This window comes from Actinomadura sp. NPDC049753 (assembly GCF_040674655.1).
GTDB classification, from domain to species: Bacteria; Actinomycetota; Actinomycetes; order Streptosporangiales; family Streptosporangiaceae; genus Spirillospora; species Spirillospora verrucosospora.
The window spans coordinates 1-11,110 of sequence record NZ_JBFARL010000068.1; the positions used below are offsets into that span (position 1 = coordinate 1).

The following is an 11,110-nucleotide window of genomic DNA, read 5'->3' on the forward strand; positions in this document are numbered from 1 at the left end:
CCGCGCAGGGCCCCGGCGAGCGCGGGGTCCGGCACGACGGGCGCGTCGAACAGCGGCAGCCCGACCGGGCGCGCCGCGATGTCGGCGAGCACGTCCGAGATCAGCCCGGCGCCGACGTGGACGATGCGGTAGGTGAAGCCGAGCTCGTCGGCGGCGTGGCCGTCGTGCGGGTCGTCGGGGTTGAACGCGATGACCATCCCGGCCGCGCTCGTGTGGGCCCCGCCCCGGCACCGGAACGCCTGGTAGCCGTCCTCGGTGACGCCGAACGAGTACGTCTCGTGGCTGTGCCGGTGGTAGGCGTGCCGCTCGAAGTGGGCGTGCATCGCCTCTAGGGGACGGTCGGGCGACCGCCAGTACCTGCTCCAGTCCACGCGCCCCAGTCTGGCGCACGAGCGTTCAAGACGGCGCGCCCGGGCCGGGGCAGGCTGGACCGCATGCGTTTCGACACCAAGATCGGGATCGTGGTCCGCGACGACCTGGCCGCCTGGCAGCGGCTCAACGTCACCGCGTTCCTCGCGAGCGCCGTCGCGGGCGGCGTCCCCGGCGTCATCGGAGAGCCGTACGAGGACGCGTCCGGCAACACCTACCTGGCGATGTTCCGCCAGCCCGTCCTGGTCTACGAGGCCGGCGCCGAGGCGATCTCGACCGCCCACGCCCGCGCCCTCGCCCGCGGGATGGACGTCGCCGTCTACATCGAGGACATGTTCAAGACGGGCCATGACGAGGCGAACCGCGCGACCGTCCGGGCCGTCGCCGCCGAGGAGATGCCCCTCGTCGGGTTCGCCGTCCACGGCCCGAGGAACGGCGTGGACAAGGTGCTCAAGGGGTTGCGGCTGCACCCGTGAGCCCGGCGAGGGCCGCCAGGCGCTCGCGGTGCCGGTCCGGCGACCCGAACAGCTCCCGGGACGACTGCGCCCGCTTGAAGTACAGGTGCGCGTCGTGCTCCCACGTGAACCCGATGCCGCCGTGCAACTGGATCGTTTCGCCCGCCGTGTGGAAGAAGGCCTCCGAGCAGTACGCCTGGGCGAGCGCGGCGGCGGCCGGCAGTTCGTCCGGGCTCTCGTCGGCGGCGGCCGCCGCGTTCAGCACGGCCGACCGCGCCGACTCCACCAGCACGAACATGTCGGCGCACCGGTGCTTGACCGCCTGGAACGACCCGATCGGCCGCCCGAACTGGTGCCGCACCTTCGCGTACTCGACCGTCATGTCCAGGGTCCGCTGCGCCCCGCCGAGCTGCTCGGCGGCCAGCGCCACGGCCGCGACGTCCAGGGCCCGCGCCAGCGCGTCCGGCCCCCCGACCCCGCGCGCCGCGACCCCGTCCAGCTCGATCCGCGCCAGCCTCCGCGTCTGGTCGAGCGTCGGGAGGGCGTGCCGGACGAGGCCCGCCGCGTCCTCGACGGCGTAGACCCCGACCCCGTCCCCGCCTCTGGCCGCCACGAGGACCAGGTCGGCGATGTGCCCGTCCAGGACGAAGTTCTTCGTCCCCCGCAGCACTCCGTCCTCGAACGTCGTCCGCACCGAGGCGGGGTCCCAGGACCCGCCGTCCTCGGCCACCGCGAGCGTCCCGATCACCGATCCGTCCGCGAGACCGGGCAGCAGGTCGTGGCCGCCCTCCCCGGCCCCCAGCGCCGCCGCGGCCGTGATCGTCGCGAGGAAGGGGGAGCACACCACGGCCCGCCCCATCTCCTCGAACACCACGGCCAGTTCCCGCACGCCGAACCCGGCGCCGCCGTGCTCCTCGGCGATCGCGAGGCCCTGCAGCCCGAGCTGCTCGGCCATCTGCCGCCACACCTTCGGGTCGTGGCCCTCGGCCGTCTCCATCAGCCGCCGCACCTCGGCGGCGGGGGACCGGTCGGCGAAGAAGCGCCGCAGCGCGTCCCGCAGCTCCCGCTGTTCCTCGGTGACGACGAGCTTCATCGGGCGTCCTCCCACACGTGTCCCAGGTCTACCGGGTCATCGTGCCGCGCGCCCGCCGCCCGCCTCCGGTCCCTTCCCATCCACCGGGACGGTCAGGGCGCCCAGTCGTGCGGCCCGAGCACGTACCCCTTGCTCGTCGAGTGCAGATGGTTGATCGACACGAGGTGGCCGAGCGCGGCCCACAGATCCTCCTCGGGCGCGTCCACGAGCGCCCCGATCGTCTCGAAGTCCGCCGCCCCGCGCTCCTTGTCGATCTCCGCCACCGTCTCGTACACGACCAGCTCGAAGTCCGACAGCTCCTGCACGTCCCCACGCGGAACATCTCGCTCATCCATAGACAGACCGTGCCCACTCGCGCTCGTTCTAAGTCCCGCGCGAGGCGCAGCGCCGTACGCTGGGACTGCCAAGCTCGGCAACTACGATGCGTATGCGAAAGGTGGCGCTCTGCTCATAGACTCGCTCGCGAGGAAAGGAGCAGGGCATGACTGTGATGGTTCGAGAGCCTCTGTCGCACGATGACGCGGACGTCGTCCTGGAAGGTTTCCTCGCCCTCGACACCCCGGAGGGCTTCCGAGCCGAGCTGATCGACGGAGAGATCGTCGTGACCCCACCCCCCCTTGGCGACCACGAGGACCGGATCGCCGAGCTTTCACTGCAGATCGTCCGTGACACGCCGCGCAGGTTCCATTGGGCGGGCCAGAAGGGATTGATCCTCCCGGGTGACGACGGGCACTCGGAGAGTCGCGTGATCCCGGACATGGTCATCGCTCCCGCCGAGCTGCGTCTCTTCCGGGGTTCCCCTGAGTGGATGCAGGTCGAGCCCGACGGCATCGCCATGGTGGTCGAGGTGACGTCCGCCAGGCCGGAGGCCGACCGGAACGGCAAGCGGCTCGGGTATGCGCGAGCTGGGATCCCGCTCTACCTGCTGATCGACCGGGGCGAGGAGAAGGCGGTCCTGTTCAGCGGGCCGGACGGCAAGGACTACGGGCACATGGACCAGGTGCCGTTCGGCAAGCCGCTGCCGCTGCCGGAGCCGTTCGAGATCGAGCTGGACACCTCCGAGTTCGGCTGACGCGGGGCGCGTGACCGAGGCCACCCGGCTGCGGTCACCGCACCGTCCGCCCTGGAGGCGGTACCGGTCCGGCTTGGATCTGACTGTGATCGCGATGCTCCAGTTCGTCGAGGACGCCCAGGGCCTGGTGGAGGCGCTCGTCGCTCCGCTCGTCCCCGGCAGCCACGTCGCCGTCACCATGCCCACCGGCGACCTCGCCCCCGAGTCGCGGCTGCTCGCCGATGACTACACCGGCAGCGGCATCCCCATGTACCTGCGGGACCGCGCCGAGGTGGAGCGCCTCTTCACCGGGCTGGAGCTCCTCGACCCGGGCGTCGTCCCGATGCCGCGCTGGCGCCCCGCACCCGGCGCCCCGGTCCTCCCCGACACCGCCACGAACATGTACGCCGCCGTCGCGAGGAAGCCCTAGCGGGCCGCAACGGGCGGACGCCGGTCGCGGCTTCCGCGACCTGTCGCCTGCTGCGGCAGGTCACGCCGGCTGGACACCGTCCTGCAGCTGCAGCACGGCCTGGACCAGGGGCGCGAGCGTGGGCTCGGTGGCCGCCTGGTCGAGGGCCTCGCGCAGAGCCGCGTTGTGGGTGGGGCGGGCCTCCTCCAGCAGGCGCAGGCCGGCGTCGGTGACGTCGGTGTAGATCCCGCGGCGGTCGGTGGGGCACAGGTAGCGGGAGAGCAGCCCGCGGTCCTCCAGCCGGGTCACCAGCCGCGTGGTGGCGCTCTGGCTGAGGACGACCGAGTCGGCGACCTGCCGCATCTGCAGGTGTCCGCCCTCGCCGTCGTGCTGGCGGCTCAGCACGTCCAGCAGCGAGTACTCGCGTGCGCTCAACCGGTGTTCGGCCTGGAGCGCACGTTCGACTCTGCTCTCGATGCGTCCGTGCAGCAGCGACAGCGCCGACCAGCCGTGCGCCAGAGCGGTCATCGCCGGGTCGGTGGCGGTCATGGGCAGCTCCCTCGGTCGGGTCGTGCGAGCGGACGCGCCGGCAGAGCGCCTGCCGCCGTGTCACGGACCTCACTATACCCGCGTTTGCCATTAGCCCGCGTATGCAATTATTGTCTGCGCTTGTAGAACGCTTTCGCAACTTCGCTCAGGACGTCGAGAGGACCGCTCACCATGCCGCTCGCACTGCTGGCCCTGGCCATCGGGGCCTTCGGAATCGGCACCACGGAATTCGTGATCATGGGGCTGCTGCCCCAGGTCGGCGCGGATCTCGGCGTGTCCGTGCCGACGGCCGGATTCCTGGTCACCGGCTACGCCCTCGGCGTCATGATCGGCGCACCGGTCATGACCGTCCTCGGCACCAAGATCTCTCGCAAGAACATGCTCATGCTGCTCATGGGCCTGTTCATCGTCGGCAACCTCATCTCCGCCGTCGCTCCGGTCTTCGCCGTCATGCTGGCCGGCCGGGTGGTGGCGTCGCTGGCCCACGGCGCCTTCTTCGGCATCGGCTCCGTCGTCGCCGCCGAACTCGTCGCGCCGGACAAGAAGGCCGGCGCCATCTCCATGATGTTCACCGGCCTGACCGTGGCCAACGTCGTCGGCGTGCCCCTCGGCACGTTCGTGGGCCAGACCGCCGACTGGCGCGTGACCTTCCTGATCGTCGCCGCCCTCGGCGTGCTCGGCCTGGCCGGCGTCGCCAAGCTGGTGCCGGACGTGCCCAAGCCGGAAGGGGTGCGGCTGCGGCACGAGGTGGCCGCCTTCAGGAACACCCAGGTCGTCCTGGCCATGGCCATGACGGTCCTCGGCTTCGGAGGGGTGTTCGCCGCGATCACCTACATCGCGCCGATGATGACCGAGGTCAGCGGCTTCGCGGAGTCCTCCGTCACCTGGCTGCTGGTGGTCTTCGGGCTCGGCATGGTGGCCGGGAACCTCATCGGCGGCCGTTTCGCGGACCGCAGGCTCATGCCGATGCTCTACACCGCCCTCGGCGGCCTGGCACTGGTCCTGCTGCTGTTCGCCTTCCTGGCCTCCGGCAAGGCCGCGTCCGTCGTGGCCGTCTTCCTCATCGGCCTTCTCGGTTTCGCGACCGTCCCGCCGCTGCAGAAGCGCGTCCTGGACCACGCCCACGGCGCGCCGACGCTCGCCTCCGCGGCCAACATCGGCGCCTTCAACCTTGGCAACGCCCTGTCCGCCTGGCTCGGCGGCCTGGTGATCTCCGCGGGCCTCGGCTACACGGCGCCCAACGCCGTCGGGGCCGTCCTGGCCGCCGCCGCGCTGGTGCTGGCCGTCATCTCGCACCGGCTCGAACTGAGCCGAGCCCGCGCCGCCGCGGCCTCTGCCCCGGCGACCCTCGGGTCCGCCGCGGCCTCCGACCGCAGCGCCACTCCCGCCGAGGCGGAACCTGCCCGCTCCTGACCCCGTACCCACGCCACACCGCTCGCCGCGGCCGGGCGTCAGCCGCAGCGCTTCATCCCGGGGAAGAAGCCGTCCCCTGACCTTCCCGCAGGGCCGCCGACACCAGGCGGCGGATCGCGGGAAGATCCACGGCTTCGGGCAGGGCCTCCTCGCCGGGGTCGTCCCTGCTCGGGTCCTCGATGTTGAGAAGCGTGCGGAACAGGCGTGGGAGCACCGTCCGGGCGAGCAGGTCCTGGGCGAGGGACGCGGCGTCCAGGGCGTAGTGCTCGGCCAGGTAGCCGGTGAGGCGCTCCTGGGTGCTGGCGAAGATGGCGTCGAAGTAGGCGCTGGAGCTGCCGGGCAGGCGCTCGGCTTCGGCGATGGAGAGCCGGCAGGTCCGCACCTGGGGTTCCCAGACCATCAGCTGGAGGAAGCGCCCGCAGAACAGAGCCACCGCCTCGGCGGGGTCTTCGGCGTACGCGTCCGGGGTCTTCAGCCTCCCGAGATACAGCTCGCGGACCCAGTCCATGACGGCGAGGAACAGCTTGTCCTTGCTCTCGAAATGCGCGTACAGCGACCGCTTCGACGTTCCGGCGCGCGTCGCGACGGTGTCCATCGACGCCCGTTCGTAGCCGGTCTCCAGGAACACGTCCTTGGCCACCAGCAGGATGTGGCGCCGCAGCTCCTCGCCGCGTCGCTGCCGGCCCCTCGGCGGGGATGCGCCTGCTGCACTCATCGGATTGCGTCCTCAAAAATAAACGGTACGGTTGAGTTTACTTATCCATGGCGGGGCGTTGGAGGGAAGCCGTGATCGTCATTACCACTCCCACCGGGAACATCGGGCACCAGGTCGTCGACCACGTGCTCGCGGCCGGCGAGCCGGTCCGCGTCATCGCGCGCGATCCGGCCAAGCTGCCCGCCGACGTGCGGGAACGTGTCGAGGTCGTCCAAGGGTCGCACGGCGACGCGCGGGTCGTCGCCCGGGCCTTCGAGGGTGCCGACGCCGTGTTCTGGCTGCTGCCCTCCGATCCCCGCGCCGCCGACGCGAAGGAGTCGTTCCTGGGCTTCACGAGGCCGGCGGCGGAGGCGATGCGCGGCCTCGGGGTCAAGCGCGTCGTGGACGTCAGCGCCCTCGGCCGCGGGACCCCCCAGGCGGGCAGGGCCGGGCACGTGACCGCGTCTCTGGCCATGGACGACCTGATCGCCGGCACCGGGGTCGCCTTCCGCGCGCTGGCCGCGGCCGGTTTCATGGACAACGTCCTTCGGCAGGTCGGGACGATCAAGGAGCGGGGCCTGTTCTTCGACGTGGTCTCGCCCGACCGCGAGCTGCGCGTCGTCGCCACGCGGGACATCGCGGCCGTCGGCGCCCGCCTGCTGCTCGACACCTCGTGGACCGGCCGGGAAGAGGTCCCCTTGCTGGGCCCCGAGAACCTGTCCTACAACGATATGGCCGCCGTCGTCAGCGAGGTTCTCGGGACCTCCGTCCAGTACAGGCAGATCTCCGCACAGGCCCTCGCGGACCGGCTCACCGCCCGGGGCATGTCCGGCGCCATGGTGCGGAGCATGCTGGACATGCTGGCGGCCAAGGAGGACGGCCTGGACGACGCGATCCTCCGCACGCCCCGGCACGCGATCGACACCCCGACCACCTTCCGGCAGTGGTGCGAGGAAGTCCTCAAGCCCGCGGTGCACGCCTGAAGGGCCCCGGGCCGGCAGGCCCCGCTCGCCACGACCGGGCGTCAGCCGTAGCGCTTCATCTCGTGGAAGAAGCCGGGGACGGTGTTCAGCTCGCCCGACGACACGACCTGGTCGTAGACGTACTTCGCCACGGCCAAGTCCAGGACGCCGAGGCCGAACGGTGAGAACACCACCGGCTTGTCGGCGGGCGGGGTGGTCGCGCCAGTGAGGACGTCGTACAGGGTCCCCGCGACGAAGTCGCGGTGGCCGACCCGCTGCTCGGCCAGGTGCGGGGACGTGTTCGCCTTCATGCAGTGCTCGACGTCGTCCACGACGTTGTACGACGACAGGATGATCTCGGGGGAGAGGTCGCGCAGCGACACGTGCAGGACGAGGGGGTTGTGCGCGAACCAGCCTGGGTCGGTGACGTGCGGCTCGCCCGCGACGGTCGCGAACACGACCAGGTCGGAGGAGCGGATCAGCGACTCGGCCGAGTCGTGGATCGTGATCTCGCCCTTCTCGGTGCGCTCCAGGTAGCCCCGGAACCCCTCGGCGTGCTCGCGCGACAGGTCGTGGACGCCCAGCTCGTCGAAGGCGAAACCGTTGCCGGCCAGATAGGTGTGGATGTAGCGGGCGATGAGGCCGACGCCGACGAAGCCGACCCGGCGGGGGCGCGGGCCGCGGCGGTCGGCGAGGGCCGCGGCGGCCAGCGCGGCGGACGCGGCGGTGCGGGCGGCGGAGATGATGGAGCTCTCCAGGCACGCGAACGGGTAGCCCGTCTCGGCGTCGTTGAGGACCAGCACGGCCGACGCGCGCGGGATGCCGCTCGCGACGTTGCCGGGGAAGCTGGAGATCCACTTGATGCCGTGCACGCCGACATCGCCCTTGACCGAGGCGGGCAGGGCGATGATCCGGTCGGACGGGCGGTCGGGGAAGCGCAGGAAGTAGGAGTCCGGGTTGACCGTCAGGCCCTCGCCGTGCAGCCGGTAGGCCGCCTCGACCATCCGGGTGACCTCCGCCTCGCGCCCGGCGACGGCCTCGTGGACCTGGGCGCCGGAGACCACGGCGAACGTTGGGGCCTGCGTCATGTGGGGAACTCCGTATTCCTGTAGATGATCAGTCGCCGAGGATAGCGGCGGGGTCGCCGAAGTGTTCGCGCAGCCAGTTCTCCTCGTAGATGGAATCGAGGTAGCGTTCGCCGAGGTCGGGGGCGATGGCCACGGCCACGGGGTCCTCGCCGGGGTACTTGGCCTCCAGCCAGCGGGAGGCGCCCGACACGACGGTGCCGGTGGAGCCGCCGAACAGGAACCCCCGCGAGGCCAGCGCGTGGACGGTCCGGATCGTGTCGGTCTCGGGGACGTGCACGACGTCGTCGATGAACGACTCGTCCACCAGGTCCGGCCTGCTGCTGGTGCCGAGTCCCGGCACCATCCGGCGCTCGGGGATGCCGCCGAAGGTGACCGAGCCGACCGCGTCCACCGCCACGACGGTGACGGGCCGGCGGTGCTCGCGGAAGTAGCGGGCGCACCCCATCAGCGTGCCGGTCGTCCCGGCGCCGACGAACAGGACCTCCAGGTCGGGGAACTCGCGGTCGATCGCCGGGGCGGTCCCGCGGTAGTGCGCCAGCCAGTTGTTGCGGTTGGCGTACTGGTTCAGCCACACGTACCCGCCGCCGGACGCGCACAGGTTCCGGACGTAGTCGATGCGCCCGCCGAGGTAGCCGCCGTTGGCGTCCCGGTCGGACACCACGCGCACCTCCGCGCCGAGGGCCCGCATGACCCGCATCGAGGCCGGGTTGCAGCGCGGGTCGGTGACGCACACGAACCGCAGGCCACGGCTCGCGGCGATCAGGCTGAGCGCGATCCCGAGGTTGCCCGACGACGACTCCACGATGATCGAATCGGGGGTGAGCGCGCCCTCGCGCTCGGCCGCCTCGACCATCGCCGCGGCCGCCTTCAGCTTCACCGAACCGGCGAAATTGAAACCCTCGCATTTGAGGTAGAGCGGACGTTCGATGACATGCCGAAGATCGACGTAAAGGTCGTCGACGTTGAATTCCTGCGGCGAGGTTATTATCGGCACGCTGCCATCCTGAAATGAAGAAGCAATTCCCTCGTCTTCCCCCGAAGTTCGCCGCGGGCTTCACGCCAGAGCCATGGCGAGGCATCACGGTACCTTCGGGCATCTTGCCGCCGCAACCCCCTGATTACCCACCGGTAGGGCAGAATGCGTGGTGCTTCTGCCGGGCCGGACTTAGGCTATGGCGGCCGCTTTGTTCTGCTGTTACAGCGGAGATGTTCTACAACACGGAGAGTAAAGATGAGTGCTCGCGGACCCGCCGTGGACCGGCTGCTCCCCCTGGCCGGGCTGCCCGCCCTGGACGTGCCCGCGGCGCAGGCGGAGCGCGCCCGCGAGCTGGCCGCGCGGCTCGGGATGACCCGCGAGTGGGACGGCGACCTGTCCGCCCCGGTCATCGCGCGGGTGGAGCGGATCGCCGCCGAGCGCGACCGCCCCGCCGTCGCCGACGAGCACCGGACGCTCTCCTACGCCGGGCTGGTCGCCGAGGCGCGCCGGCTCGCCGCGCTGCTGGAGGACGAGGGCGTCCGCCCCGGCGAGGTCGTCGGCGTGGGCGGCGGCCGCTGCGCGGGCGTCATCGCCGCGTTCCTCGCGATCGAGCTGGTCGGCGCCCTGTACGTCCCGGCCGACGAGACCTGGCCCGCCGCCCGCGTCCGCGACGTCCTCGACCAGGCGGGCGCGGCGGTGCTGATCACGGTCGACCCGGGGGACCGGGTGGCGCCGGCGCTGCTGGAGGGGGCGGCGGAGGCGGGGTGCCGGGTCGTCGGCGCCTCCCGGGCGGACGGCCTGGCCCCGTGGACGGGGGAGCCGCGCCTCAGCGCGCCCGACCAGCCCCGGTACGTGCTGTTCACCTCGGGTTCGACGGGCCGCCCCAAGGGCGCGGTCGTCGAGCACCAGGGCATGCTCAACCACCTCTGGGCGAAGATCGTCGACCTGGAGCTGACCGGCGACGACGTGGTCGCGTTCACCGCCCCGCTGGGGTTCGACATCTCGATCTGGCAGATGCTCTGCCCGCTGCTGCTGGGCGGCCGGGTGGACGTGGTCGGCGACGAGGTGGGCCACGACCCGGTCGCGTTCGCCCGAGCGGTGGACGCGCAGGGCATCACGGTCGTCGAGCTCGTCCCGACCATGGTCAGGCACCTGCTGGACGACCTGGCGCCGGACGCCTCCCCGGCGGGGGGCGGCGGGGTCCGCCCGCTGGCGGGCCTGCGCTGGATGATCGCCACCGGCGAGGAGCTGCCGGCCGAGCTGTCCCGCCGGTGGCTGGAGGCGGTGCCGCACGCCCGGCTGCTGAACGCCTACGGCCCGACCGAGTGCTCCGACGACGTCACCCACCACACCGTGACGGCCGGTGACCTGGGCCTTCTCCGCCTGCCGATCGGCACGCCGATCATCAACGCGCGCCTGTACGTGCTGCGGCCGGAGGATGACGGCACCTGGTCGGCGTGCGACGTCGGCGAGACCGGGGAGCTGTTCGTCGGCGGCGTGGTGGTCGGCCGCGGCTATCTCGGCGACGCCGAGCGCACCCGTGAGGCGTTCCACCGGGACCCCTTCGGCGCGTCCCCGACCGGGCGCCTCTACCGGACGGGCGACGCGGTGCGGCTGCTGCCGCCCGGCGCGGGCGGCGAGGACCGCCCCACCCTGCAGTACCTGGGGCGCGTCGACCGCCAGGTCAAGATCGCCGGGGTGCGGATGGAGCTGGGCGAGATCGAGGCGGTACTGCAGCGCCACCCGGGGGTGCGGGCCGCCGCGGTGGTGGTGCACGAGTACCCGGGCAGGTAGCGGGCCCGCCGTTCACCGAGCGTGACCGGGCTGGCCGGATTCGGTTGTCAACCTTTGTCACCCCGCGAGCGTCCGGCCCGTCCGGAACGGACCCGGCGGCCGATGATTTTGTCACTCCTGTTAGCAATGGGGCGAGGCAACTTCTGCTTTTGAGGGGATTGCGAGGCATGTGACCGGCTGGTTGACTGTGACCCCGCTACTCCTGAGTAGATCGTGGGACGAGGGCGGAAGACGGGCGAGGGCGGAAAGCGGCGGCG

The 11,110-nt window shown here is 71.7% G+C and carries 13 protein-coding genes; 6 read left to right on the forward strand and 7 right to left on the reverse strand.

The window, feature by feature from the left end; all coding sequences use genetic code 11:
* Positions 1 to 371 (reverse strand): AraC family ligand binding domain-containing protein (locus AB0K37_RS19130; RefSeq protein WP_363982546.1); only part of this gene is annotated, 371 nt, incomplete at its 3' end.
* Positions 372 to 434: 63 nt separating this feature from the next.
* Between AB0K37_RS19130 and AB0K37_RS19135 the strand changes: the two genes are divergently transcribed.
* A complete protein-coding gene (locus AB0K37_RS19135; protein WP_363982549.1) occupies positions 435 to 845 on the forward strand; it encodes a DUF2000 domain-containing protein in 411 nt (136 codons plus the stop codon).
* Here the strand turns inward: AB0K37_RS19135 and AB0K37_RS19140 are convergent.
* Both AB0K37_RS19140 and AB0K37_RS19145 read right to left on the reverse strand, forming a co-directional pair.
* Positions 820 to 1,917: an acyl-CoA dehydrogenase family protein gene (locus AB0K37_RS19140; RefSeq protein ID WP_363982552.1), complete on the reverse strand. Its 1,098-nt coding sequence runs from the start codon at positions 1,915 to 1,917 to the stop codon at positions 820 to 822. The genes AB0K37_RS19135 and AB0K37_RS19140 overlap by 26 nt on opposite strands.
* Before the next feature lie 92 nt (positions 1,918 to 2,009).
* Positions 2,010 to 2,252 carry a hypothetical protein gene (locus tag AB0K37_RS19145; protein ID WP_179836019.1) on the reverse strand — a complete coding sequence of 81 codons (243 nt, stop codon included), beginning with the start codon at positions 2,250 to 2,252 and terminating at the stop codon, positions 2,010 to 2,012.
* Between the two features lie 146 nt (positions 2,253 to 2,398).
* Between AB0K37_RS19145 and AB0K37_RS19150 the strand changes: the two genes are divergently transcribed.
* Together AB0K37_RS19150 and AB0K37_RS19155 are read left to right on the forward strand one after the other, a co-directional pair.
* Entirely contained in the window at positions 2,399 to 2,989 is a 591-nt protein-coding gene (locus tag AB0K37_RS19150; protein WP_363982556.1) for a Uma2 family endonuclease, read from the forward strand.
* 73 nt (positions 2,990 to 3,062) lie between these two features.
* Positions 3,063 to 3,398, forward strand: a complete 336-nt coding sequence (locus AB0K37_RS19155; protein ID WP_363982559.1) for an SAM-dependent methyltransferase — start codon at positions 3,063 to 3,065, stop codon at positions 3,396 to 3,398.
* Positions 3,399 to 3,458: 60 nt separating this feature from the next.
* Here the strand turns inward: AB0K37_RS19155 and AB0K37_RS19160 are convergent, their stop codons facing one another.
* Positions 3,459 to 3,926, reverse strand: coding sequence for a MarR family transcriptional regulator (locus tag AB0K37_RS19160; protein WP_363982562.1), 468 nt, complete (start codon positions 3,924 to 3,926; stop codon positions 3,459 to 3,461).
* Positions 3,927 to 4,097: 171 nt separating this feature from the next.
* Here AB0K37_RS19160 and AB0K37_RS19165 point away from each other — a divergent pair, with 171 nt between their 5' ends.
* Complete coding sequence (locus AB0K37_RS19165) at positions 4,098 to 5,339, forward strand: MFS transporter (protein ID WP_363982565.1); 1,242 nt, start codon at positions 4,098 to 4,100, stop codon at positions 5,337 to 5,339.
* Between the two features lie 52 nt (positions 5,340 to 5,391).
* On the opposite strand, the gene AB0K37_RS19170 is transcribed toward AB0K37_RS19165, so the two are convergent.
* Entirely contained in the window at positions 5,392 to 6,054 is a 663-nt protein-coding gene (locus AB0K37_RS19170) for a TetR/AcrR family transcriptional regulator (RefSeq protein ID WP_363982568.1), read from the reverse strand.
* A gap of 71 nt (positions 6,055 to 6,125) precedes the next feature.
* Here AB0K37_RS19170 and AB0K37_RS19175 point away from each other — a divergent pair, with 71 nt between their 5' ends.
* The gene (locus AB0K37_RS19175) at positions 6,126 to 7,016 is read left to right on the forward strand and encodes an NAD(P)H-binding protein (protein WP_363982571.1); all 891 of its coding nucleotides are present in this window, start codon (positions 6,126 to 6,128) and stop codon (positions 7,014 to 7,016) included.
* 41 nt (positions 7,017 to 7,057) lie between these two features.
* Here AB0K37_RS19175 and sbnB read toward each other — a convergent pair whose 3' ends face one another.
* Positions 7,058 to 8,083, reverse strand: coding sequence for a 2,3-diaminopropionate biosynthesis protein SbnB (sbnB, locus tag AB0K37_RS19180; protein WP_363982573.1), 1,026 nt, complete (start codon positions 8,081 to 8,083; stop codon positions 7,058 to 7,060).
* 28 nt (positions 8,084 to 8,111) lie between these two features.
* The gene (gene sbnA / locus AB0K37_RS19185) at positions 8,112 to 9,077 is read right to left on the reverse strand and encodes a 2,3-diaminopropionate biosynthesis protein SbnA (RefSeq protein ID WP_363982576.1); all 966 of its coding nucleotides are present in this window, start codon (positions 9,075 to 9,077) and stop codon (positions 8,112 to 8,114) included.
* A gap of 237 nt (positions 9,078 to 9,314) precedes the next feature.
* Between sbnA and AB0K37_RS19190 the strand changes: the two genes are divergently transcribed.
* Entirely contained in the window at positions 9,315 to 10,853 is a 1,539-nt protein-coding gene (locus tag AB0K37_RS19190; RefSeq protein WP_363982579.1) for an amino acid adenylation domain-containing protein, read from the forward strand.
* The last annotated feature ends 257 nt before the right edge of the window (positions 10,854 to 11,110 follow it).